Origin of the sequence: Roseburia intestinalis L1-82 (assembly GCF_900537995.1) — a bacterium.
GTDB lineage: Bacteria > Bacillota > Clostridia > Lachnospirales > Lachnospiraceae > Roseburia > Roseburia intestinalis.
In genome coordinates, this window is record NZ_LR027880.1 from 205,001 (window position 1) to 229,667 (window position 24,667).

A 24,667-nucleotide genomic window follows, 5' to 3' on the forward strand; every position below is an offset into this window, starting at 1 on the left:
CGCCTGCCCGGTGCTGGAAGGTTAAGAGGAGAGGTTAGTCGCAAGATGAAGCTTTGAATTTAAGCCCCAGTAAACGGCGGCCGTAACTATAACGGTCCTAAGGTAGCGAAATTCCTTGTCGGGTAAGTTCCGACCCGCACGAAAGGCGTAATGATTTGAGCACTGTCTCGACAATGCATCCGGTGAAATTGAAGTACCAGTGAAGATGCTGGTTACCCGCGCCAGGACGGAAAGACCCCATGGAGCTTTACTCCAGTTTGGTACTGGGATTCGGTACTGCATGTACAGGATAGGTGGGAGACTGAGAAATTGGAACGCCAGTTTCAATGGAGTCACTGTTGGGATACCACCCCTGCAGTATTGGGTTTCTAACCAGCCGCTGTGATCCAGCGGTGGGACAATGCCAGGCGGGGAGTTTGACTGGGGCGGTCGCCTCCGAAAGGGTATCGGAGGCGCTCAAAGGTTCCCTCAGAATGGTCGGAAACCATTTTAAGAGTGCAAAGGCAGAAGGGAGCTTGACTGCGACACCGACGGGTGGAGCAGGTACGAAAGTAGGACTTAGTGATCCGGTGGCATAAAGTGGGATTGCCATCGCTCAACGGATAAAAGCTACCCTGGGGATAACAGGCTTATCACTCCCAAGAGTTCACATCGACGGAGTGGTTTGGCACCTCGATGTCGGCTCATCGCATCCTGGGGCTGTAGCAGGTCCCAAGGGTTGGGCTGTTCGCCCATTAAAGCGGTACGCGAGCTGGGTTCAGAACGTCGTGAGACAGTTCGGTCCCTATCCGGCGCGGGCGGAGGATATTTGAGAGGAGCTGTCCTTAGTACGAGAGGACCGGGATGGACGGACCACTGGTGTATCTGCTGTCGACCAACGGCATGGCAGAGTAGCCAAGTCCGGAAGGGATAAACGCTGAAGGCATCTAAGCGTGAAGCCCCCCTCAAGATGAGATATCCCTCACATAAGTGAGTAAGATCCCTTGAAGAGTACAAGGTAGATAGGGCAGAGGTGGAAGCACGGTAACGTGTGGAGCTGACTGTTACTAATCGATCGAGGGCTTGACCAAATAGCGAACGATGTTCGCATTGGAAGTTGCTTTGCAACTTCACAGTTGGTTGACGGTGTTCTGTATGAAGTTTTGAAGGTATCAACTTCAATGGCCTAATGGCTCAGTTGGTTAGAGCGCCGCCCTGTCACGGCGGAGGTCGCGGGTTCGAGTCCCGCTTGGGTCGTTCAATATGGGATCTTAGCTCAGCTGGGAGAGCATCTGCCTTACAAGCAGAGGGTCATAGGTTCGAGCCCTATAGGTCCCATTTGATACGCCGATGTGGCTCAATTGGCAGAGCAGCTGATTTGTAATCAGCAGGTTATCGGTTCGAGTCCGATCATCGGCTTTTCTCAATTTATTTTGAGAATTAAAATGAGTCAATTTCATATTGAACGTTTTAAATGGGCAGATTCCCGAGTGGCCAAAGGGGACAGACTGTAAATCTGCTGCAATTTGCTTCGGTGGTTCGAATCCACCTCTGCCCATTCTCTTTTTAAGAGATTAATTATTATCGCGGGATGGAGCAGTCTGGAAGCTCGTCGGGCTCATAACCCGAAGGTCATAGGTTCAAATCCTATTCCCGCAACTCGAATTTTAATATCGTATTTGCCCAGTTAGCTCAGTTGGTAGAGCAGAGGACTGAAAATCCTCGTGTCTCTGGTTCGATTCCGGAACTGGGCATTCAAAGAAAATATGGGATATTAGCTCAGTTGGTAGAGCACTTGACTTTTAATCAAGTTGTCCGGGGTTCGAATCCCCGATGTCTCATTAGCTAAAAGATTGGAAGTGTTGAAAAATCAACACTTCTTATTTTTGTACATTAAAAAAATTGATTACACTTTGTTTAATTTAGCAAGTATCTTTGGTTGGCTACAGCTTGAGCTTGATTCAAGTCGATTCCCGTTAAGTAATTCTTTTCTGCGACGGTTGGACTATGTCCTAATAATGCAGATGCAATTAGAAGATTACCACCTTTTGAATTAACAAGGGAGGTGGAAACATTTCTTCTAAAGGAATGAGGATCTTTAATGATACCTTTTTCGCTTTTTATACCTAATTTTTGACAAATACCTTGATAAACAAGATAGACAGCTCTATTTGTGATAGGTGAAGTATTTTCCCTATTAGGAAACAGATAGTTGCTATCGGGATATCGTAATTGATATGTTATATTATAGATGGGGATAAAAATATTATTCCATAAAGTTGAATGATTAAAAAAATATGGTAAAATAGAAATAAAAAAGGAGGAGTTTGCCATGAATAAAAAATGGACAAAAAGTTTGTTAATGATACTTTTATGCGTTTGCTGTATGTTTATGTTTAAAAGCATAAAAGTAAATGCAGCAATGACGGATGAGGCAGAAGATTATGAGTTGGAGGAAGTTTATAATGGAACAATAACAAGTCCTTCACCATGGTATACTACACACAGATATTACAAATTTAGTATTTCTAAAAAGTCACATGTTACTTTAAGTGCAACAGTAGATTCCACTACAAATTATGGGATGTGTATATATAATTCAGATGGAAAAATTGTACTGAATGGTAATGATTTGCAATATGAAAGTAATGTAGCGACAGGAAAATTCAAAACTAGTCAGAGCAGGACTTTGCCGAAAGGAATATACTATTTAGATATTACAAAAGGTGGTACAGAAATAAGTACAGTATATTCTTTCAAAATCCAAGCAGAAAAACAGATTAAATTATCTAAAGGAACTATTAGCTCTTTAAAAAATAACAAAAAGGGTCAAATGACAGTTAAGTGTAAATCAGCAGTAAATGCGATTGGTTATAGAATCCAATATTCTACAAATTACAAATTTAAAAAGGGAGTAAAAACTGTATATTCACCAACGACAACTTATACAATAAAAAAATTAGCAAAGGGAAAAAGATATTATGTTAAGGTGTGTCCATATACAGTTTACAATGATGGTACATATGTATTTGGACAGAATTCATATGTAAAGCAAGTATTCATAAAGAAATAGGATGAGATTAAACAAGAGGTTGTTAGAACAAATGTGTCTAACAACCTCTGAATTCATTATATAGAATATGTGATTCCGTCAAGTGTTAGCAAGCAAACTTTCTTTGTGGAAAGCAAGCATTTGACAGAATGATTACACTAAGTAGATGATGTGTTGCAAATGCCCTTTCTATCAGTATTTGAACATCGAGACTTAGGTTCGAATCCCTGATGTCTCATTAACTAAAATACAGCGAAAAGCCAGTAGAACTAAGGCTTTCCGCTATTTTTTTGTAATTTTTGAAGTGGTTTAAAAACATTTTGAACATTTACCATACCCTTTATGGATTGCTTCTTGTTCAGTGAATAAAAAAGGAGGAGCCAGTAAAACGGGGGATGTTTTACTGGCTTTGTTATGAAAAAAAAGAAACTGTTTTATGTGAAAAAGGTTTATTTCCTTTTGACATTATTTATAGTAAACGAAGTTCATGATGGAATTGTGGTAAATTTTTGAAAAAAGTGTGAAGTCCTGGTAAAGATTCGGTTACAATAACTGCACATGAAACGCTATTGTCTGAGGTGGGATGCTTGCGGTCTGTGTGGTTGCATGTGTAATGCGGACGCGCTGGCTGGGGCGGAGGGATGAAAGTGTGATCGGGCGGCCGGATGGATCGGAGAAGGTGGAATTTGAGACGACGTAGCGGACCTGGCTGTTGATGTCGTTTGGATTGCCGGTGTACAAAAAGCCATTTGCGGCGTCGATACTTGCAATCCTGCCGATCGAGGTTGCAATTTCAATTTGAGGGCGCCGCTTCTGTACCATGATCAGAAATGCATTTGCCTGTGGAGGGATGCTCCGTGTCATTGCAGAAGAGAAAACGGCATTGACCTCCTCCACGAAAGCATTTGTGATCTGTGAAATATTACCCCGCCGGGAAAGTGTTCCTCTGGTCTCTGTGTTCATTGAAAGTCTCCAGTACAGTAAGCTATTTATTTTAGTATATGATGTGATGAATCAATGTGCGAGTATAAATTACGAGTGACAATAGTCGGTTGAGAATCAATAGAGAAGTTGTTGAGATAAATGATCAGAAAAATCTTTGAGTGATTGGGGAGAGGGATATAGCGGAATGCAGCGCAATATGTAATTTATTAAAGAATCGTAAAAGATATTGCATAAGAAATGTAAACTTTTTTAGGTATTTTGGACTATATTTTGGAATCAATTCAAGGTAAAAATAAAATAACTATAAACAAATGAAATATTCAATTCCAAAAATATAAAAAAACTCACAAAAAATATAAAAAGAAATTGTATAAAATTACCAAAACAGGAATGGAGAATCTGACTCTGACAAAAAATTGACAAGTGGAAAAAATTTCAATAAAATACTGCAAAGCGTAGGAAAGAAGGGAAGTGAGAATACGGAGGAATTATCGAAAGCGCTGATGGAAGAACTAAATTGTGAGACAGCATTCACGATTCCGGTATTTGGAGGTATTCCGGTTGCCGAATCGGTAGTAGTGACATGGATCATTATGGCAGTTCTTTTGGCAGCGGCATTTTTCTTAGGAAGAAATCTGCGTGTAGAGAACGCAGGAAAACGTCAGCTGGCAGTGGAAACCGTCGTTGGCGGATTGCATAACTTCTTTTACGATCTGCTTGGAGAGGAAGGAAAATGTTATATTCCTTATTTAATGACAGTAGGAGTTTACATTGCAATCGCTAATATGATCGGACTGTTTGGACTGAAATCCCCGACAAAGGATGTCGGTGTTACCGGTGCGCTTGCATTGATGAGCATTGTACTGATCGAGTATTCGGGAGTACGTGCAAAAGGAATGAAAGGTTTTCTGAAGAGTTTCGCCGAACCGATTCCAATTATGTTACCAATGAATATATTGGAGATATTTATCCGTCCATTATCATTGTGTATGCGACTTTTTGGTAACATTTTAGGGGCATTCGTCATTATGGAGCTGATCAAGATCGTGGCACCGCTTTTAGTACCGGTTCCACTCAGTCTTTATTTTGACTTGTTTGATGGATTCATTCAGGCGTATGTATTTGTATTTTTAACATCCTTATTTATTAAGGAAAGCATCGAGTAAAAAAAGTAAAAACAAAAAAGGAGAAATTTATCATGACATCATTAATCGCAATTGGAGCAGGAATCGCAGCATTAACAGGTATTGGAGCAGGTATCGGTATCGGTCTTGCAACATCTAAGGCAACAGACGCTATCGCAAGACAGCCGGAAGCAGACGGAAAGATTACAAAAGCATTATTACTTGGTTGTGCACTTGCCGAAGGTACTGCAATTTTCGGTATGGTTGTTGCAATTTTAATTATCTTATTCTTAGGTTAAGGAAAGGGTCTGGTAGAGAATGCAATTATTAAGAATAGATTGGAACGTCGTCTTTACCATCATTAACCTGATCGTTCTGTATCTGGGACTTCGTAAGTTTTTAATTGGTCCTGTCACGAATGTTATGGAGCAGCGTAAGCAGATGATCGAAGGTCAGATCGCAGATGCCAACAAATTAAAGGCAGAAGCGGGAGACTTAAAGAAACAGTATGAGGGAATGCTTGCACAGGCGCATGAGGAATCTGCAGAACTGCTTGAGAAAACTCGTAAGAGTGCACAGGCAGAGTATGAGAACAGAATCAATGTGGCGGATGCGGAAGCAGAAAAGATCATCGAGAATGCCCATAAGACCGTGGAACTCGAACGTGACAAAACTGTGCAGGATCTTCAGTCACAGATTGCAGTTCTTGCAGTGGCAGCAGCAGGAAAAGTACTTGGTGAGGCAAGTACGAACGAGAATAACCGGTTACTGTATCAACAGTTTTTGACAAAAGCAGGTGGTGTGAATGACGCAGACAGCAAATAATTATGCAACGGTTCTCTTAGAACTTGGTGTGACAAGAGAAGCTGTTGATGAGACAAAAGAGATTCTTTCTCTGACCCAGGATCTGCCGAAGAGTTTAAAAAGCCCGGTTGTGTCAAAACAGGACAAACATAAGCTGATCGACCGGATTTTTCCGGAATCAATGAAAAATTTTCTGAAGGTGGTTTGCGATTACGGTGAGGCAGATCTCCTTGAGGAAATTTTTGCCGCATATGATGTAGTGGAAGCGGAGAAAAATGGTATCCTTCAGGCAAAACTGGAGTATGTCTTAGAGCCGACAGAGGATGAAGTGGCACAGATGAAGGCATATCTTGCAAAGAAATATCAGAAAGATAAAGTTGCGCTTGCATTGGAAAAGAAGCCGGAACTGATCGGTGGATTTGTACTGCGGGTAGGAGATATAGAAGAAGATTACAGCATGAAAGGGCGCTTAAATCGGTTAGAGAGAAGATTAGCGTGGAGGTGATAACGTGGGTTCTATCAGTTCAGAAGAGATTATATCTATCCTGAAAACAGAAATAGAGAACTATGACATGGTAAGCAAAGACCAGGAAGTCGGAACTGTCATCTGGGTCGGTGATGGTATCGCAACGATTTATGGTATTGAGCATGCGATGTATGGTGAGATCGTTATCTTTGAGAACGGTGTCCGCGGAATGGTACAGGATATCAAACGTGATCAGGTAGGCTGTATTATTTTTGGTAAAGACACAGAGATCAAAGAGGGAACGAAAGTAACCAGAACTAAGAAAAAAGCAGGTATTCCGGTAGGTGATGCTTACCTTGGAAGAATTATCAATGCCCTTGGAGCCCCGATCGATGGAAAAGGTGAGATCAAAGCAGATGATTACCGTGCCATCGAGCAGGAAGCACCGGGTATCGTAGACAGACAGTCCGTAAAACAGCCAATGGAGACAGGTATCCTTGCGATCGACTCCATGTTCCCAATCGGACGTGGACAGCGTGAGCTGATCATCGGTGACCGTCAGACCGGTAAAACATCGATCGCAGTAGATACCATCTTAAACCAGAAAGGCAAAGATGTTGTCTGCATTTACGTTGCAATCGGTCAGAAGGCATCTACGGTTGCAAAATTGGTGAATACACTGACAAAGAACGGTGCCATGGATTATTCCATCGTGCTTTCCTCGACAGCGAGTGAATCTGCATCCTTACAGTACATCGCTCCGTATGCAGGAACAGCACTTGCAGAGTACTTCATGTACAAAGGAAAAGATGTCCTGATCGTATATGATGATCTCTCCAAACATGCAGTGGCATACCGTGCACTGTCATTACTTTTAGAGCGTTCACCGGGACGAGAGGCATATCCGGGAGACGTATTCTATTTACATTCAAGATTATTAGAGCGTTCCAGTAAGTTAAACGACGAGTTAGGCGGAGGTTCCATTACCGCACTGCCGATCATCGAGACACAGGCAGGCGATGTTTCCGCTTATATTCCTACGAACGTTATTTCCATTACAGATGGTCAGATTTTCTTAGAGAGTGATCTGTTCAACTCCGGTATGAGACCGGCGGTCAACGTAGGTCTTTCCGTATCCCGTGTAGGTGGTGCGGCACAGACAAAGGCAATGAAAAAAGCATCCGGTACGATCCGTATCGATCTGGCGCAGTACCGTGAGATGGAAGTGTTTACACAGTTCAGCTCCGATCTGGATGATATGACGAAAGAGCAGTTACAGTATGGTAAAGGACTGATGGAGCTCTTAAAACAGCCGCTCTGCCATCCGATGAGCCTCGCAGATCAGGTAATTACACTGGTTGCAGCAAACAAACGTCTGCTTTTGGATGTGGATATCAAACAGATGAAAGAGTTCCAGGGAAGATTACTGGATTTCTTTAAAATCGAGCATAAAGATGTCGTTGATGCCATCAACGAGAAAAAAGTGCTGGATGATGGGATTACAGAAAAGATCGTAGAGGCAGTCAAAGAATTTAAGAGCAGGTGATAGAGCATGGCAAATACCAAGGAAATTCAGAAACGAATGAAAAGTATTCAGGATACGATGAAGATTACGAGTGCCATGTATATGATTTCCTCTGCAAAGTTAAGAAGTGCAAAGCAGAAGCTCGAAAATACAGAGCCGTATTTCTATGCGTTACAGTCTGCAATCTCACGACTGCTCCGTCATATTCCGGATGCTAAGAGCCGGTATTTTGACCAGCACGAGGAGATTCCGGACGACAAAAAACGCAGGGGATACATTGTGATCACTGCAGATAAGGGACTGGCAGGTGCGTACAACCATAACGTCATTAAAATGGCGCATGAACTGTTTGAGCAGGGTGAAAACAACAAACTGTTCGTCGTCGGAGAGCTTGGAAGACAGTATTTTACCAAGGAAGGGTTAGAGGTAGATACCGAGTTTAAATATACGGTGCAAAATCCTTCCCTGCACAGAGCCAGAGTTATCACAGAACGTATTCTGGAGTTATACAATAACAACGAATTGGATGAGGTATACATCATTTATACGAAAATGGAGAATTCATTTTCCATGGAAGCGGAAATGATGAAACTGCTTCCACTGGTAAAAGAGGATTTCATGGGGAAAGCTCCTGTTGATATTTATCAGGAGGAGATCAAGGCAGATACGACCATGCAGGATATTTTAGAGCATGTGGTGCCGAACTATGTCAACGGATTTATTTACGGTGCACTCGTGGAGTCATTTGCCAGTGAGCACAATTCACGAATGATGGCGATGCAGGCGGCAACAGACAGTGCAAAAGAGATGCTGCAGACTTTGTCCATTGAATACAATCGTGTGCGTCAGGCTGCGATTACCCAGCAGATCACAGAGGTAATCGGCGGTGCGAAGGCACAGAAGAAAAAGAAGAAAAAATAGGAAGGGGATGTGAAAGCGGAATGAAAACAGGAAAAATCGTGCAGGTCATGGGACCTGTAGTAGACGTTGAATTTGAAGATAATGACCTTCCGTTTATCAAAGATGCGCTTGAAGTAGACAACGGCGGAAAACGCTGTGTCATGGAAGTTGCACAGCACATCGGCAATAACACAGTACGTTGTATTATGTTAGCTGCCAGTGAGGGACTTCACAAGGACATGGAAGTTGTTGCTACGGGAAGCGGTATTACGGTTCCGGTCGGACAGGGCACATTGGGGCGTCTGTTCAATGTATTAGGAGATACCTTAGACGGCGGCAAGACTTTAGAGGGAGAGAAACACTGGTGTATCCACAGAGATCCGCCATCTTTCGAGGATCAGAGTCCGGTCGTTGAGGTACTTGAAACAGGAATCAAGGTCATCGACCTTTTAGCACCGTATGCAAAAGGTGGTAAGATCGGTCTGTTCGGTGGTGCCGGCGTTGGTAAAACGGTATTGATCCAGGAGCTGATCCGTAACATTGCAACCGAGCACGGCGGATATTCCATTTTTACCGGTGTCGGAGAGCGTTCAAGAGAGGGTAATGACCTCTGGTCCGAGATGAAAGAATCCGGCGTACTCGAAAAGACAGCCTTAGTGTTTGGTCAGATGAACGAGCCGCCAGGAGCACGTATGCGTGTTGCTGAGACAGGACTTACCATGGCAGAATATTTCCGTGATGAGGAGCATCAGAACGTGCTTTTATTCATTGATAATATTTTCCGTTTTACACAGGCTGGTTCTGAGGTATCCGCTCTGTTAGGACGTATGCCGTCAGCCGTTGGTTATCAGCCGACTTTAGCAACTGAGATGGGTGAATTACAGGAACGTATCGCATCAACCAAAAACGGTTCCGTTACTTCCGTACAGGCAGTCTATGTGCCTGCAGACGACTTAACTGACCCGGCGCCTGCAACGACATTCGCACATCTGGATGCAACGACCGTTCTTTCCAGAAAGATCGTAGAGCAGGGTATTTATCCGGCAGTTGATCCGTTGGAGTCAAACTCCCGTATCCTCGAGGAGGATGTTGTCGGAAAAGAGCATTATGAGACAGCAAGACGTGTTCAGGAGATCCTTCAGAAATACACAGAGTTACAGGATATCATTGCAATTCTTGGTATGGAAGAGCTTTCCGAGGAGGATAAACTTGTTGTTTACCGTGCAAGAAAGATCCAGAAGTTCTTATCCCAGCCGTTCCACGTTGCAGAGAACTTTACCGGTGTACCGGGCAAATATGTGCCGTTAAAAGACACCGTACGCGGATTTAAGGCGATCGTTGACGGTGAGATGGATGAATATCCGGAAGCTGCTTTCTTTAACGTAGGAACGATCGAGGATGTCATTGAGCGGGCAAAGACAATGGGTAATACCGGTTCCGCCAGCTAGGAGGGAGGAACATGAATACATTTAGCTTAAAAGTAATTGCCTGTGATAAGGTATTTTACGATGGAAGATGTGCACAGGTAGTCCTGCCGCTCCATGATGGTTTAAAGGCGATCCAGGCGCACCATGAAAATATGGTGTTTGCCGTGGAGGTCGGAGAGATCCGTATCTTAGAGGAAAACGGAAACACGATCTACGGTGTTACGGGAACCGGGTTTGCGCAGATCATCAACAACCGTGCAACAGTCATTGTAGACACCTGTGAATCACCGGAGGAGATCGATGTAAGACGTGCGCAGGAAGCAAAAGAGCGTGCGGAAGAACAGCTCCGCCAGAAACAGAGCATTGAAGAGTATCATCGCTCCAAAGCCTCATTAGCGCGTGCTATGGCACGTCTTAAGGTGGGAAGCAAGGATCAGCCGATCGGTTATTAATGACGGGCATCTGAAGGCAGACAGCCGGTTGGTTACTGATGGCGGACTTTCGAGGGCAGACAGCCGTATACTTCTTTGAACATACGGTTGAATACCTTATAGTTGATAAAACCGTGGCGTTCCATGATCTGTGTAATGCTGTCGCCGGTCTGCATGAGGTCAGAATAAATATGGGAAAGCCGTACCATGTTGACGTATTCTAAGAAGGTGAATCCCATGTTTTTCTTAAAGAAACGGCAGAAGTATTCCGGATTGAGTGCAAAACGGTCTGAGATATCCGAGAGGGAGAGCGGTTCCATATAATGCCTTTCCACATAAGTTATGATATCTTTCAGCCTTGTGAGCGTTTTGGTATCCTGCGAGACGGTACTCTGTGACTGTGGCAGGACGTAAGAAGTATAAAGTATATAAAGAAAATGATGAAGGTGGCTGCCAAATAAAAACTGGTAGCCATTTTTTTCATTTTTATATAAGTAACCCATGGTCAGTAAGTGATCCCGCATTTCGCAGAATACGGGGTCATTTTTATATTTTTCCGCAGAAAAGTATTCCTGAAAACGGATGGAGGCAAAACCGGGAAGCATCTGGTTAAAGAAGTCAAACGGGATCTGCAGCAGGTAGGTTTCCGTTCTGCCGATCGTGCGGGTGTAATGGATGTCACCGGAATTCACCAGAAAGATATCGCCTGTGTGCAGCAGGAAGGATTCCTCGCGGCAGATGACATGCATGGAACCGGAGGAGATGTATAAAATCTCAACGTGTGCGTGCCAGTGGCTGGGCACGAGCTGGTTGTCGGACTGGTAGATGTCGAAGTAGACGGGGAGTTTGGGTTTGGAGGTGATGATTTCGTGGGTGGTCATGGTGGTGGGGATTCCTTTCTTCTGGGGGAAATTGATTTGTGGCATGCGGGGGTTTTGGCGAGCCTTCCTGCGGTCTGTATGGCGCCGGAGTGTCCGGGTAAGGCTGAGCCGGTTACCGCTTTTTCGTGTTCCTAAGCGGGCACCTGAACAAAGTGGCGATTTCATGCTGCTCCCAGAACTCGCTTTTTCGTTTATGGAAAGCCAAAAGTGCATTGAGCTCGGACAACTGTCCGCAGCATGACTTTTTGTTCATGTGCCCGCTAAGGAACACACAAAAAGCGGTAAGACGGCTCCACCTTACCCGGACACCCCGGCGCCGTACAGACCGCAGGGCATGTTGGAAAGCCTTCCGGAAAATATGTGCGGCAGTCCTTGTAAAATACGATAGGACTGATTCTGCCAACTTTGTTGTTAAGCTCATAATAAGTCAATATCGACCGAAATACAAGTCATTATCTGCCTTGAAATAAAAGTGTAAGGTAAGTATGATAGGAATATAAAGAATATAAGAAACGTAAGAGAGTTGCCGACAAAACGCGTCAATACCAAGAAGCCGTTGCAGGCAAAAACGCATCGAAACCAAGAAGCCGTTGCCGACAAAACGCATCAAAACCAAGAAGCCGCTGCCGACAAAACGTATCAAAACCAAGAAGCCGTTGCAGGCAAAAATGCATCGAAACCAAGAAGCCGTTGCCGACAAAACGCATCAATACGCTGAAAGCGCTGCATGCAAAACTCCCCAACAACCTGCATCTGTTGCGAGGGGGACGCAGATTTAAAAGAAGGTGCTGGGGAGCCGTCGGTCCTTAGCGACCGTATTTTGGTCGCTTAGTACCGCTACGAGCGACACGCAGCGAGAGCGTGCCTTCGTTAAATCTGTGTATGCCTCACAACATTCACAGCCTAAAGAGGAGTTTTGCCTCCAACGCTCACAGCCTAAAGAGGAGTTTTGCCCCAACGCTCACAGCCTTCGGAAGAGTTTTGCCTCCAACGCCCACCCACCAAATATTTCAAAAAGGAGCCCACAATCATGGAAAAATGGCAAAGATCACTTTATCAACCCAACCTCCCTCTCGGAGCTGACGGCACCAAAGTCACCGCCTCAAAAGCACACATCACCCTGTCAAAAGAAGCCGCCAAAGAAGGCATGGTTCTTCTAAAGAACAATGAAAGCCTTCTCCCATTTCAGGCAGGCACCAAACTCGCCCTGTTTGGAAAAGGCAGTTTTGACTATGTCAAGGGTGGTGGCGGAAGCGGAGATGTAACCGTTGCTTATACGACAAATTTGTATGAGGGATTCAAGAAGCTGCCGGAAAAAGTAGAAGTGTATGAGGCACTCTCTGATTATTACCGTAAAGAGGTAGAAAAACAGTACGAGGCAGGAGCAGAACCGGGAATGACAGTAGAGCCTGCGTTTCCGGAAGAAACTGCAAAAAAAGCGAGAGCGTACACGGACACGGCAGTGATCTGCATCAGCCGTTTTTCCGGGGAAGGCTGGGACAGAAAGAGTTCTTATGATAAGGAGATGGATGAGTCGGTACAGACAGATCCGCTGCTGGAAAAGGCAGAGCGCATTTTTCCGGACGGAGACTTTTACCTGACGAAGGAAGAGAGCGCGATGGTGGAACAGGTGCAGCAGTTGTTCCCGAAGGTGGCAGTCGTTATGAATGTCGGCGGCATGGTCGATACGGACTGGTTTGCAGAAAATGAAAAAATTCAGGCGGTGCTGATGGCATGGCAGGGGGGTATGGAAGGCGGAAGCGCAGCAGCAGAGCTTCTGTGCGGCGTCGGCAGTCCATCCGGAAAACTTTCCGACACATTTGCAAAGAAACTGGAAGACTATCCGTCATCGGAGACATTCCATGAATCGGTAAAATATGTCGATTATAAAGAAGATATCTACGTCGGCTACCGCTATTTTGAGACAATACCGGGGGCTGATAAAGCCGTCAATTATCCGTTTGGCTACGGTCTTTCCTACACGACTTTCGAGCGTGCGTTAGTATCTGCGGAAGAAAAACAGGGTGTGATCCGCGTGCGTGTCAATGTGACCAACACCGGAAAATATCCGGGAAAAGAAGTCATGCAGTTATATGCGCAGGCACCGCAGGGCGTACTTGGAAAGGCAAAGAGAGTCCTTGCAGCATTTGAAAAAACACGACTGTTAGCACAGGGAGAAACGCAGCTTCTGACGTTAGAGGCACCGGTGGCACAGCTTGCATCCTATGATGATCTGGGAAAAATTCAGAAATCTGCCTATGTGCTGGAAAAAGGTAAGTATCAGTTTTATCTTGGCACGTCCGTGCGGGAAACAGAGCAGGTATTTTGTTTTACGATGCCAGAGGATACCGTAACAGAGCAGCTTACCGCAAAACTGGTTCCGACTTTACTTGCGGAGCGCATGCTCTCCGATGGAAGTTTTGAAAAACTGCCGCAGTCCGAACCGAATGATCCGGATTACTCCGCAATCAAACGTGTTCCGAGGGAGGAAAGCGATGGATTTTCACCGGCTGTCCGCGCACTGCCGGGACATCAGATCTGGTCACAGCCGTATAAGAAAGACGCACATATTTTTATGGAAGTTGCAGAAGGAAAGATCACGCTGGATGAATTTGTGACACAGATGACGGATGAGGAACTTGCGCATATTTTAGGCGGACAGCCGAATACCGGTGTGGCAAATACATTTGGATTTGGAAATATGCCGGAGTATGGAATCCCGAATATTATGACGGCGGACGGACCTGCCGGACTCCGCATTGAGAAAAAATGCGGCGTAGTTACGACGGCGTGGCCGTGTGCGACACTTTTAGCATGTACCTGGAACCCGGATATGTTATATCAGGTTGGTGCAGCAGGTGCCGCTGAGGTGAAGGAAAATAACATTGCCGTCTGGCTGACGCCTGCGGTCAATATCCACAGAAGTCCGCTTTGCGGAAGAAACTTCGAGTATTATTCCGAAGACCCGTATCTGACCGGGAAAATGGCATCTGCAATGGTAAAGGGAATCCAGTCAAAACATATTGCCGCGACGGTCAAACATTTTGCATGCAACAATAAGGAGACAAACCGTAAGGAAAGCGATTCCAGAGTGTCCGAGCGGGCAGCAAGGGAGATTTATTTAAAGGCGTTTGAGATTATCGTAAAAGAGGCAGATCCGTGGTGCATTATGTCATCTTACAATATCGTAAACGGACACAGAACTTCTGAAAACCGTGAACTTTTAGAGGACATCTTAAGAGGTGAGTGGAATTATCAGGGAATGGTCACGACCGACTGGTGGACAAGCGGTGAGCATTATAAAGAAGTAAAAGCGGGAAATGACATCAAGATGGCATGTGGATTTCCGGAGAGTCTGCTCCGTGCAAAAGAAGCAGGAGTGCTGACAAGAGAAGAGATGGAGATCTGCGCAAAGCGTATTTTAGGATTAATACTGAAAATCGACTGAGATCAGACGAAAAACAATCATAGACAAAAATAATGACAGGCTAAAAAGATAACAACAGATATATAGTGTGAAAAATAAGATTTTTCACACGCAAGATTTGTGCTTACGCACAAACTTGAGATGCAAATGAAAACGTTGTTTTCATTGAAAGACAGCGCAAGAATGGAGATTAAAATGGAGGATTATCATGGGTAACAGTGGAATCGGTGTTCCGCTGCCGGAACTGGCAGCATACTGCAGAGAGGCAGCGGCAGAGGGAGCCGTGCTTTTAAAGAATGAGGGGCATATGCTTCCGATCAAAAAGGATGAGACAGTTTCTATTTTCGGAAGAAGCCAGATCGAATATTACCGGAGCGGAACCGGTTCAGGTGGAGCGGTCAATGTGCCGTATGTCAAAAATATTTTAGACGGAATCAAAGAAAATAATGCTTTTCCTGTAAATGAGGATCTGGTAGAAACCTATAAAGAATGGTTAAAGGAGCATCCGTTTGACAATGGAGGCGGTGGATGGGCGGCAGAGCCGTGGCATCAGGAAGAGATGGAGATCACCGACGAGATCGCACGCCGCGCAGCAGAAAAGTCTGAAAAAGCAATTTTTCTGATCGGAAGAACTGCCGGTGAGGATAAAGATTACGAGGACACGGAAGGCAGTTATCTTCTGACAAAACGGGAGAAAGAAAATCTTCGTGTTGTAACAAAATATTTTAACGAAGTGGCAGTGCTTTTAAATGTGTCTAACATCATTGATATGAGCTGGACGAAAGATGCGGCATATCAGGATCACATCAAAGCGATTCTTTACATCTGGCAGGGTGGTATGGAAGGCGCGAACGCCGTTGCAGATCTGTTATCGGGCAGAGTGACACCATCCGGAAAACTGACGGATACGATCGCGGAGAAACTTTCTGATTACCCGGCAGCAGACCATTTTGGAAGTAAGACAGAAAATATTTATGCGGAAGATATCTATGTCGGCTACCGTTATTTTGAGACATTCGCACCGGAAAAAGTAATGTATGAGTTTGGTTTCGGTTTATCTTATACGGAATTTTCCATGGAGATGGTAAAAGCGGAGAGTACAGGAAATGGAAAAGATGCAAAGATCGCACTCAGTATCCGTGTGAAAAATACCGGGGCAGCAGCCGGAAAAGAGGCTGCACAGGTTTATGTGTCCGCCCCACAGGGACAGCTTGGAAAACCGGCAAGGGTATTGTGCGGATTTGCAAAGACAAAACTGCTTGCTCCGGGCGAGGAGGAAGTACTTGAACTTACCATTCCGGTAAGCCGGTTTGCTTCCTATGACGACAGCGGTGTGACTGGTCATAAGTCCTGCTATGTCTTAGAGGAAGGTCTGTATAAGATCTATGTTGGAAACAGCGTCAGATGCACAGAAAAAGCCAATGTGGACGGAAAAGGCGGTTATGAGGTTTCTTCCTGTATCGTCACAGAGGAGTTGGAGGAGGCGCTTGCGCCGACAAAAGAATTTTTGCGTCTTAAGACAGGCAGACAAAAGGAGGACGGGGTGTTTGCCCGTGCATATGAAAAAGCACCACAGCAGATGGTTGATCTGGCAGAGCGGATCAAAAGCCGTCTGCCAAAAGAACTGCCACAGACCGGAAATAAAGGAATTACCTTACAGGCGGTTGCAGAGAATATCAAAAATGGCAGCAGTGTGGAAGAAGAATTGGACGCATTTGTAGCACAGTTTACCAACGAGGAGTTAGCCGTGATCGTCCGCGGCGAGGGAATGAGCAGCCCGAAGGTAACACCGGGTACAGCATCCGCATTTGGCGGTGTCAGCGACAGCCTGCATGGTTATGGCATCCCGATTGCCTGCGCATCCGATGGCCCGTCCGGCATCCGTATGGAGAGCGGATTAAAGGCAACACAGCTCCCGATCGGAACACTCCTTGCATGTTCCTTTAATATTCCAATGATGGAAGAATTATATCAGATGGAAGGCAGGGAATTAGTTGGAAACGAGATCGACACCCTGCTTGGACCGGGAATCAATATCCACCGCTATCCATTAAATGGACGTAACTTTGAGTATTTCAGTGAAGATCCGCTTGTGACAGGACAGTTTGCGGCGGCAATGACAAGGGGAATCCGAAGTGCCGGTTCTTCTGCGACCGTGAAACATTTTGCAGCGAATAATCAGGAGACGGAAAGACATAATGTAAACTCCGTTGTATCTGAGCGGGCACTCCGTGAAATCTATCTGAAAGGCTTTGAGATTGCCGTGAAAGAGGGAAATGCAAATTCGATCATGACCTCTTACAACCCGGTCAACGGACACTGGACGGCATCCAATTATGACTTAAATACGACGATCCTGCGTGGCGAGTGGGGATATCAGGGAATTGTTATGACAGACTGGTGGGCAAAGATGAATGACGTTGTAAACGGCGGGGAGGCAGACCGCAGATACACCTCATTCATGGTTCGTGCACAGAATGACTTATACATGGTAGTCAACAATAATGGTGCTGCCATCAACGCAGCGGGCGATGATACCGTAGAAGCGTTGGAGGCGGGAAAACTCACTGTTGGAGAGTTACAGCGCTGTGCGAAAAACATCTGCCGTTTCCTGCTTGGAACACCTGTGATGAAACGTCCGTTAAAAGATTTTGATCCACTGCTTACAGTTACTGCAAAAGAAGCAGTAAATACAGACGAAAAGCAGGTCTGTGCACTGCAGAGCGGAAACCGGATCGAGGCAGGAAAGTTTGAAAACACAGTCCTTTATGTGGAAAAAGAAAGCATTTTAAACGTTAATGCACATTTCTGTTTCCCGGTGGAAGGATTAGCACAGGGAGCTGCCAATCTGTATCTGAATGGAGAACTGATGGCAACCGTCCAGACAGGTGGAACCGGAGAGCGTTTCCTGACACAGCGGATGTGTCGTGTGAAATTTATGCCGGGGTATTATGAACTGAAAGCAGAGTATGTGACATCGGAACTGAAGTTGGACTGGATTGAGTTAGAGTAAAATTTATTATCTGAATTTATAAAGTAAAAGTATACAATTTTAATCTCATAAAACAACTTAAAAAAGCAAAAATTAAGTAAAAACTCTGAAAATTTACAAACTAATATAATCTTAATTGACAATGTTTTTTAAAGTAACATATAATTAAAAGACAAAGTGCATAAAGCTAATAAATGTATTGGAGGTAAGTTTATGAGAAAACGTTTTATGGGAAAACGACTTGCAGCCGCTCTTTTAGCGGCTGCAGTTGCGTTTTCAAGCGGCAATTTTGCAGGGGGATACGAGTATGTCTATGCGGCAGAAGCGAGTGTGTTTTATACCGGGACAAACACAGTAACAAAAGACAAACTGGATCTTGCAACAGAGGATTGGGATAATCCGCCAATGATCACTTATGATGAAAGTATTGCAGATTGTGTGACAACGAAAGATTTCACAATGAAGGCAGATATTACACTGGATGATGAGGCGTACGCATCATTGGGTACCGGGGAAAGTTACTTAAAGGTTCAGGGTATCGTGAAGCTGGGAAGTGAGTGGACATGGACAGACAGTCAGGATATCCCGTATTTACAGCAGAGCAGTTTTTCAGAAGATACACATAAAACAACGATTACGATCAAGTTTGAGGATAAGGATGCAGATGATTTAAAAGGTGTATATTTCCGACTGATTGGTCAGGGCTTTTCAGGAACATGTACATTTTCCAATGTTACATTAAGCGGTGTGGCAGAAGCGCAGCCGGAACTGCCTGCAAAAGATCCGAGTGTGATCGATGATTTTGAATCTGCAGAGACAGGAAGCAGTGCAGGCTGGGAGCAGGAAGGCGGCTGGCAGTACGACAATGCGGTAGGAATCAGTGTAGCTGAATTTCAGGGAAGCAAAATGTTAAAGGCAGATCTCGATTATACCGGTTGTGAAGGTTTTACATGGAGTGAGGCAAAGATTAAAAAGTCGTTTGCAGAAGGACTCGATGTATCGGCTTATAATGTTTTAAGCTATGAAATGATCTATCCGGAAGCTTTTGACGGTTCTTTTAAGGCAAAGATTTTTGCAAAAAACGGAGCAGATGATGTGGAGATCATCAACAAAGAAGCAAAGATCGAAACGTCAGATCTCGGTGACGGATATAAGAAAGCAGTGGTCACTGTCAAATTCTCACCAAACACTGCAAAGATCACGGATCTGATGATTGGAACAGTTGGTGTGAGCACTGCCTTTTTGGGAAGCGTATATCTGGATAACCTGACTTTATCCCAGTATAATGCAGCGGGCGATTATACGGAGATCACAGAGACGGCAGGAGAGGCTGTGCTTGCAGATACGTCCAGTATGCCGGAAGAAGTAACACTTTCGGATGTGAATGCATCAGGTTCAGCAAAAGCGTTATATGCATATTTAAAAGGACTGGATGCTGCTGACCAGGTATTATTCGGACATCAGAATGACACAAGCAAGCATGTTTCAACCAGAGACGGTGTCTATTCGGATACAAAGGACGTGACCGGAAGTATTAGTGGTCTGGTCGGAATCGATTCGCTGGCACTGACAGGCGTGGAACTTGGAATTGATAACGTAGATGATGCAGTTCAGAAATCTATCGAGATCAGCAAGGCAGCAGCTGCAGAGGGTGCAATCATTACATTATCCACCCATATGCCGAATATGAGCAATGAAAAAATCATTGCAACACCGGATGCGGCGAGAAAATATGATTTTTCACAGTGTGATTTTTCGGAGGCAAAAGACCTGAGCAATAACTGCTCCGCAGAAGTACTTCCGGGTGGAAAATACAATGCGCAGTTTACAACCTATCTTGATATCATTGCAGATTACGCAAACGGACTTGGCGATATTCCTGTTTTATTCCGTCCATTCCATGAAAATACAGGCGGATGGTTCTGGTGGGGTGCTGCGACAACCGATAAAGAGACATACCGTGCGCTGTTCCAGTACACACAGGATTATCTGGCATCAAAGGGAGTACACAACTTTATTTATGTATATTCCCCAAATGGTCCGTTAACTTCAGAGGAAGAGTATATGGACCGCTATCCGGGCGATGACTGTGTGGATATCGTTGCATTTGATTACTATGATGATTACAATACTTATCCGGCAGAATATTCCGGCGAGTTTGTGGACAATTTAAAGAAAACCTGTCAGGTGGTAAAGAATATTGCAGACGCAAAAGGAAAAGTAGCTGCAATTTCCGAAACCGGTGTAAGGGTGATGAAGGCCGATGGATCGGATAATGAAGGAATTTTAGTAAAAGGAAATCCGATCGCAGGACACAACTGGTACAAACAGGTTAATCAGGTGGCAGTTGACACCGGAATGCCGTACTTCTTACTGTGGGCAAATTTTGGAGACACCAACTTTTATGTCCCATATAAATATGATGATACCCACGGACAGGAACTGATCAACGAGTTTATTGAATTCTACAATGAAAAATCTTCTGTTTTTGCGAATGGAACAAACTTTTACGGAAATGCAGACCAGAAAGAAGTAAGAAATGTAAATCAGGGAAATGCAGCAGGTTATTTTGCCAATGTTTTCTCTAAGATGGCAATCACAAGTGCATTTACTTTAAAAGCAAATGTGAGAAATGCACAGAGTGTAAGTTTTGTGCTGACAAACCCGGATACAAATACAGAAAAAACGATCACGGCAGAGAAAACGGAAGAATCCGGTGCTTACGAAGGTGTGCTGTCTGCGGATATTCTGAGTGCACTTGGAACAACGGATACCGGTAAGATCAGCCTTGTGGCAGATGGCAAAACACTTGTGACTGTTTCCTATATCAGTTTTGGAAAAGAAAAGGAAACACTTGCAAAGAATGTCATTGAAAATTTTGAATTATACTATGATGACAATGACTACCTGAATGGAACTTTTACAGAAAATTCAGCAGCAAACTGCAGTTCTTCCTTTGTATTAGATAAGGATCATAAAGCAGAAGGTGTTTACGGAGGTGCATTTACTTATCAGCTTAAGACGGGCGGACCGGAAGTATGGACCGGACGTATGAAAGGTTTAAGCACAAACGATTACAGCGAATACAATGCGGTCAGCATGTGGGTAAAACCGGATGGAAAAGGACAGAAACTGGTAGTTCAGCTTGTTTCCGGCGGAGAGGATTTCGAAGTATTTCTGACTGACTTTGTAAAGACGACAGAGGCAAAATATGTTACGATCCCATTTAACAAATTAAAGGGTAAACAGAATGGAACTTTTGATCCAAAGAATGTTACGAAGTTTGCAATCTGGTGTAACAGCATTTCAGAAGACGGAAATGGGGTTGATATCCAGTCGAAAATTGTTTTTGATGATATCCGCTTTGTAAATGTGGATGAATCAAAGTTAAATGTGACAGAAGGTGGATATGTACTGACAGATCAGTCACTCGTGTCCGGAGGACAGAAACCGGGAGATACGGAGAAACCGGGAGATACAGAGAAACCGGGAGATACAGAGAAACCGGGAGATACAGAAAAACCGGGAAATACAGAGAAACCGGGAGATACAGAGAAACCGGGTAATACAGATAAAACGACAGTTGCAAAGGTTTCCGGCTTCAAACAGTCCAGGGCAACGGAGACTTCCATCCGCTTAACATGGAAAAAAGTAAAGAAAGCAGATGGTTATCAGGTATACCGTTATAACAAATCAACGAAAAAATATCAGAAGGTTGCAACGGTAAAAACTAATACCTATACGGATAAAAAGCTCAAAACAGCAACGGTTTATCAGTATAAAGTGCGTGCATACAGGAAAAGCGGTAAAAAGACGGTAACCGGAAAGTACTCCAATGTGATCAAGGCTGCGACCAGCCCGCAGAAGGTGACTGCGGTTAAGGCAAAACGTGTGAAGTCCAAGGTAAAATTAACCTGGAAGAAGGTAAAAGGTGCAGATGGATACGAGATCTACCGTGCAACATCCAAAAAAGGAAAATATCAAAAGATAAAGACGCTGAAAAAGGGCACTATTGTTTCTTACACAGACGGTAAAGCGAAGAAAGGAAAAACATATTACTATAAAGTAAGAGCCGTAAAAAATGCCGGAAAAACATCGGTGAAAGGAACTGCTTCAAATGCAGTGCGCTGTGGAAAATAAAAAGATTTATCATAATAATGATTATCTGGAGCGTAGATAAGGCTGACAGCAAAAAATCCGTGCGGATCAAAACTGATCCTGCACGGATTTTTTACTTATTCATGACAACAGGTTTCCTGTGAGGCGGTCTATTGTTTAGTTCAACATATTTAAGAACTGTGTGATCCTTGGAATGTTACTCTGCTCTAGTTCGGTGTAAGTTCCCTCTTTTAAGATTTTTCCCTCATCGAAGAAAACAACTTTATCTGCCACTTCTCTTGCGAAAGACATCTTGTGTGTAATGATCACGATGGTCTGTTTCTCGTCAACCAGTCTGCGGATGATATTTAAAACTTCCACTTCAAGTTCCGGGTCTAAGGCGCTGGTAGGCTCATCAAAAAGAAGTAGTTCCGGTTTCATGGCGAGTGCCCTTGCGATGGCGATTCTCTGCTGCTGGCCGCCGGAGAGCTGTCCCGGATAAGCGTCGCGCTTATCGGATAAACCGACTTTCTCTAAAAGAGATAACGCTTCTTTTTCGCATTCACTTCGGTCTTTCTTTAAGACGGTGATAGGACCTTCCATAATATTTTCCAGCACCGTTTTGTGAGGAAAAAGCTGAAAGTTCTGGAATACCATACCGGTTTTCATGCGGATATTCCGGATCTCGCTGCCGCTGTACTTTACTTTCTGTCCCTCTTGAAAGGACATGGAAGAACCGTTTAAAGTAACGGTTCCGCTATCCGGGATCTCAAGCAGATTAATACAGCGCAGCAATGTTGTCTTGCCGGAACCGGATGGCCCGATCAGGACGGTGGTTTTATTTTTCGGAATCTCTAAGGAGACACCTTTTAAGACCTGATTATTGTCAAATGATTTATAAATGTTATCTAAAGAATACATATGATACCTCTACTTTCCGACACGCAGTTTTTTCTCAATCCATTTCTGCAGTCCGGTCAACAGCGTACAGAAAAGAAGGTAAATGAGTGCAACTTCGATATAGATCCAAAGGTATTCGAGTGAGCTTGCTGCGGCTTCCTGTGCTTTACGGAACATCTCACCGATCATGATCGTAGATGCAAGGGAAGTATCCTTGACAAGACCGATAAAGGTGTTAAAAAGCGGTGGTATGGATACGGTAGCAGCCTGCGGAATGATGATACGGCGGAATGTCTGCTGATAACTCATTCCGAGGGAATAGCCTGCCTCCCACTGACCTTTATTGATGGAAAGGATTGCCGCGCGGATCGTCTCTGCGGAGTAGGCACCTACATTTAAGGAGAGTGCCGAGATACAGGCAACCCACTTGTTGATGCCAAGGGGATTACAGATACCCCAGTACATGATAAATAACTGTACCAGCAGAGGGGTTCCGCGGAATACCCAGATATAGATTCCGGCGATCTGTTTTAATACCGGTATTTTGTTGATAATGAAAAGCGCACACAGCACGGCAATGATGACGCCGATCGCAAAGGATACGAGCGTCAGGGGAATCGTGTAAAGCAGGCCCTGTCTTAGCATTGACCAGAATGCATTTTTCATCAGTTCCGCTTGTCTTGCTGTAATAATACCCGCTGTCAGGTATGCATATGATCCCATGATTTTTCTCCTGTAACAAAATTATGGCTGTGATACGTCCATGCCAAAATATTTTTCGGAAATTTCTTTGACGGTTCCGTCCGCTAATAATTCATCAATGGCAGAATTGAGTTTTTCAATCAGCTCGTCATTGCCTTTTTTCACCATAATGGCACTGGAATTGACATTATCAGATTCAGCAACGATCTTGGTGGAGTCCTCGCCGCCTTTCTGCTGTTTCCAGTATGCGTAAGTTAATTCGTCGTTGATCGCACAATCGGCTTCCCCACTTAATACACATTCCATGGCAAGTGCAAATTTATCCTGTCCGACGATCTCTGCGCCGTAGCTTCTTGCAATATCGCTGAAGTTTGAGGTAAGACCTTCTGCAGCTTTTTTACCATTGATGTCTTCGAAGGAATTGATATCAGTATTGTCAGCAGCTACGATCAGCACTGGTTTGGAATAAATGTAAGGGGTGGAAAAATCGAATTTTTCTTTTCTCTCATCTGTGATCGTAACCTGGTTCATGACAACGTCAAAGTTGCCGGCATCAAGTGCAGCAGTGATGGAATCCCACTCTGTCTCAACAAACTGGACATCATAGCCCATCTTTTCACCGATTGCATTTGCCATATCAACCTCAAAACCGGTTAAAGTACCATTTTCATCGTGGTAGGTGTATGGAGCATAAGTTCCCTCCATGCCGACAGTTAATACAGGTTTTTCAGCAGAATCAGCAGAACCTGTGGATTCTGTTGAAGTTTCAGCTGTGTTCTGTGCATTGTCAGCTGTATTATTTGCAGAATTACTTGCTGTATTGCTGTTAGAACCGCATGCTGCCATTCCTGTTGCTAAAACGGCTGTCAGTAAAATTGAAATCACTTTTTTCTTCATAAAACTTGTCCCTTTCCTTTTTTCATAATCTCCATCTTGTTTTCTTAATTCATACTATTCTGATATGATTTAGAAAAGATTATACTTTTATCAGATAATGATGTCAAGTGATTTGCA

The 24,667-nt window shown here is 44.2% G+C and carries 20 protein-coding genes, 7 tRNA genes and 1 rRNA gene (1 of these 28 only partly in view); 22 read left to right on the forward strand and 6 right to left on the reverse strand.

Annotated elements, in window-relative coordinates; genetic code table 11:
- The 8 genes from RIL182_RS01000 to RIL182_RS01035 all read left to right on the forward strand — a co-directional run.
- A 23S ribosomal RNA gene (locus tag RIL182_RS01000) occupies positions 1-1,070 on the forward strand; it begins 1,823 nt to the left of the window's first position.
- 92 nt (positions 1,071-1,162) lie between these two features.
- A tRNA-Asp gene (locus RIL182_RS01005) sits at positions 1,163-1,236 on the forward strand.
- An 8-nt stretch (positions 1,237-1,244) separates the two neighbouring features.
- Positions 1,245-1,317, forward strand: a tRNA-Val gene (locus RIL182_RS01010).
- An 8-nt stretch (positions 1,318-1,325) separates the two neighbouring features.
- Positions 1,326-1,398: transfer RNA gene (locus RIL182_RS01015), tRNA-Thr, on the forward strand.
- 57 nt (positions 1,399-1,455) lie between these two features.
- Positions 1,456-1,537: transfer RNA gene (locus RIL182_RS01020), tRNA-Tyr, on the forward strand.
- A gap of 27 nt (positions 1,538-1,564) precedes the next feature.
- Positions 1,565-1,638, forward strand: a tRNA-Met gene (locus RIL182_RS01025).
- A 22-nt stretch (positions 1,639-1,660) separates the two neighbouring features.
- A tRNA-Phe gene (locus RIL182_RS01030) sits at positions 1,661-1,733 on the forward strand.
- Between the two features lie 14 nt (positions 1,734-1,747).
- Positions 1,748-1,820, forward strand: a tRNA-Lys gene (locus RIL182_RS01035).
- A 76-nt stretch (positions 1,821-1,896) separates the two neighbouring features.
- Here the strand turns inward: RIL182_RS01035 and RIL182_RS01040 are convergent.
- Complete coding sequence (locus RIL182_RS01040) at positions 1,897-2,313, reverse strand: tyrosine-type recombinase/integrase (RefSeq protein ID WP_006857805.1); 417 nt, start codon at positions 2,311-2,313, stop codon at positions 1,897-1,899.
- On the opposite strand from RIL182_RS01040, the gene RIL182_RS01045 reads away from it, so the two are divergent.
- Entirely contained in the window at positions 2,312-3,052 is a 741-nt protein-coding gene (locus RIL182_RS01045; RefSeq protein WP_006857779.1) for a fibronectin type III domain-containing protein, read from the forward strand. The genes RIL182_RS01040 and RIL182_RS01045 overlap by 2 nt on opposite strands.
- Positions 3,053-3,574: 522 nt before the next feature.
- Here RIL182_RS01045 and RIL182_RS01050 read toward each other — a convergent pair.
- A complete protein-coding gene (locus tag RIL182_RS01050; RefSeq protein WP_006857778.1) occupies positions 3,575-3,994 on the reverse strand; it encodes a hypothetical protein in 420 nt (139 codons plus the stop codon).
- A gap of 485 nt (positions 3,995-4,479) precedes the next feature.
- Between RIL182_RS01050 and RIL182_RS01055 the strand changes: the two genes are divergently transcribed.
- From RIL182_RS01055 to atpC, 8 genes are read left to right on the forward strand one after another with little or no spacing between them, the layout of a single operon-like run.
- Complete coding sequence (locus RIL182_RS01055) at positions 4,480-5,142, forward strand: F0F1 ATP synthase subunit A (protein ID WP_044999206.1); 663 nt, start codon at positions 4,480-4,482, stop codon at positions 5,140-5,142.
- A gap of 32 nt (positions 5,143-5,174) precedes the next feature.
- Positions 5,175-5,399: an ATP synthase F0 subunit C gene (gene atpE / locus RIL182_RS01060; RefSeq protein WP_006857776.1), complete on the forward strand. Its 225-nt coding sequence runs from the start codon at positions 5,175-5,177 to the stop codon at positions 5,397-5,399.
- Positions 5,400-5,418: 19 nt separating this feature from the next.
- Positions 5,419-5,925, forward strand: coding sequence for a F0F1 ATP synthase subunit B (gene atpF / locus RIL182_RS01065; RefSeq protein WP_006857775.1), 507 nt, complete (start codon positions 5,419-5,421; stop codon positions 5,923-5,925).
- Complete coding sequence (gene atpH / locus RIL182_RS01070) at positions 5,906-6,409, forward strand: ATP synthase F1 subunit delta (RefSeq protein ID WP_006857774.1); 504 nt, start codon at positions 5,906-5,908, stop codon at positions 6,407-6,409. Before atpF ends, atpH begins: the two co-directional genes overlap by 20 nt.
- A 4-nt stretch (positions 6,410-6,413) precedes the next feature.
- Positions 6,414-7,916, forward strand: coding sequence for a F0F1 ATP synthase subunit alpha (atpA, locus tag RIL182_RS01075; RefSeq protein ID WP_006857773.1), 1,503 nt, complete (start codon positions 6,414-6,416; stop codon positions 7,914-7,916).
- A 6-nt stretch (positions 7,917-7,922) separates the two neighbouring features.
- The gene (gene atpG, locus RIL182_RS01080; protein WP_006857772.1) at positions 7,923-8,816 is read left to right on the forward strand and encodes an ATP synthase F1 subunit gamma; all 894 of its coding nucleotides are present in this window, start codon (positions 7,923-7,925) and stop codon (positions 8,814-8,816) included.
- Between the two features lie 20 nt (positions 8,817-8,836).
- Positions 8,837-10,243: a F0F1 ATP synthase subunit beta gene (gene atpD / locus RIL182_RS01085; RefSeq protein WP_006857771.1), complete on the forward strand. Its 1,407-nt coding sequence runs from the start codon at positions 8,837-8,839 to the stop codon at positions 10,241-10,243.
- 11 nt (positions 10,244-10,254) lie between these two features.
- Complete coding sequence (gene atpC / locus RIL182_RS01090; RefSeq protein WP_006857770.1) at positions 10,255-10,674, forward strand: ATP synthase F1 subunit epsilon; 420 nt, start codon at positions 10,255-10,257, stop codon at positions 10,672-10,674.
- 32 nt (positions 10,675-10,706) lie between these two features.
- On the opposite strand, the gene RIL182_RS01095 is transcribed toward atpC, so the two are convergent.
- Positions 10,707-11,534 (reverse strand): helix-turn-helix transcriptional regulator, encoded by an 828-nt coding sequence (locus tag RIL182_RS01095; protein ID WP_015559370.1) that lies wholly within the window; start codon positions 11,532-11,534, stop codon positions 10,707-10,709.
- Between RIL182_RS01095 and RIL182_RS21050 the strand changes: the two genes are divergently transcribed.
- From RIL182_RS21050 to RIL182_RS01110, 5 genes are all read left to right on the forward strand, one after another.
- Positions 11,445-11,669: a hypothetical protein gene (locus tag RIL182_RS21050; protein WP_006857803.1), complete on the forward strand. Its 225-nt coding sequence runs from the start codon at positions 11,445-11,447 to the stop codon at positions 11,667-11,669. The two genes, RIL182_RS01095 and RIL182_RS21050, sit on opposite strands and share 90 nt — an antisense overlap.
- Before the next feature lie 388 nt (positions 11,670-12,057).
- Entirely contained in the window at positions 12,058-12,252 is a 195-nt protein-coding gene (locus RIL182_RS21055) for a hypothetical protein (RefSeq protein ID WP_172606689.1), read from the forward strand.
- Positions 12,253-12,564: 312 nt separating this feature from the next.
- Positions 12,565-14,982 carry a glycoside hydrolase family 3 protein gene (locus RIL182_RS01100; RefSeq protein WP_006857767.1) on the forward strand — a complete coding sequence of 806 codons (2,418 nt, stop codon included), beginning with the start codon at positions 12,565-12,567 and terminating at the stop codon, positions 14,980-14,982.
- A 187-nt stretch (positions 14,983-15,169) separates the two neighbouring features.
- Entirely contained in the window at positions 15,170-17,974 is a 2,805-nt protein-coding gene (locus RIL182_RS01105; protein ID WP_006857766.1) for a glycoside hydrolase family 3 protein, read from the forward strand.
- 192 nt (positions 17,975-18,166) lie between these two features.
- Positions 18,167-22,093 (forward strand): glycosyl hydrolase, encoded by a 3,927-nt coding sequence (locus RIL182_RS01110; RefSeq protein ID WP_044999186.1) that lies wholly within the window; start codon positions 18,167-18,169, stop codon positions 22,091-22,093.
- Between the two features lie 135 nt (positions 22,094-22,228).
- Here the strand turns inward: RIL182_RS01110 and RIL182_RS01115 are convergent, their stop codons facing one another.
- The 3 genes from RIL182_RS01115 to RIL182_RS01125 are packed head-to-tail and all read right to left on the reverse strand — an operon-like array spanning position 22,229 to position 24,550.
- Positions 22,229-22,972 carry an amino acid ABC transporter ATP-binding protein gene (locus RIL182_RS01115; protein WP_006857765.1) on the reverse strand — a complete coding sequence of 248 codons (744 nt, stop codon included), beginning with the start codon at positions 22,970-22,972 and terminating at the stop codon, positions 22,229-22,231.
- 9 nt (positions 22,973-22,981) lie between these two features.
- A complete protein-coding gene (locus tag RIL182_RS01120; RefSeq protein ID WP_006857764.1) occupies positions 22,982-23,674 on the reverse strand; it encodes an amino acid ABC transporter permease in 693 nt (230 codons plus the stop codon).
- A 21-nt stretch (positions 23,675-23,695) separates the two neighbouring features.
- On the reverse strand, positions 23,696-24,550 hold the full coding sequence (locus RIL182_RS01125; RefSeq protein ID WP_006857763.1) for an amino acid ABC transporter substrate-binding protein: 855 nt from the start codon (positions 24,548-24,550) through the stop codon (positions 23,696-23,698).
- Between the last annotated feature and the right edge of the window lie 117 nt (positions 24,551-24,667).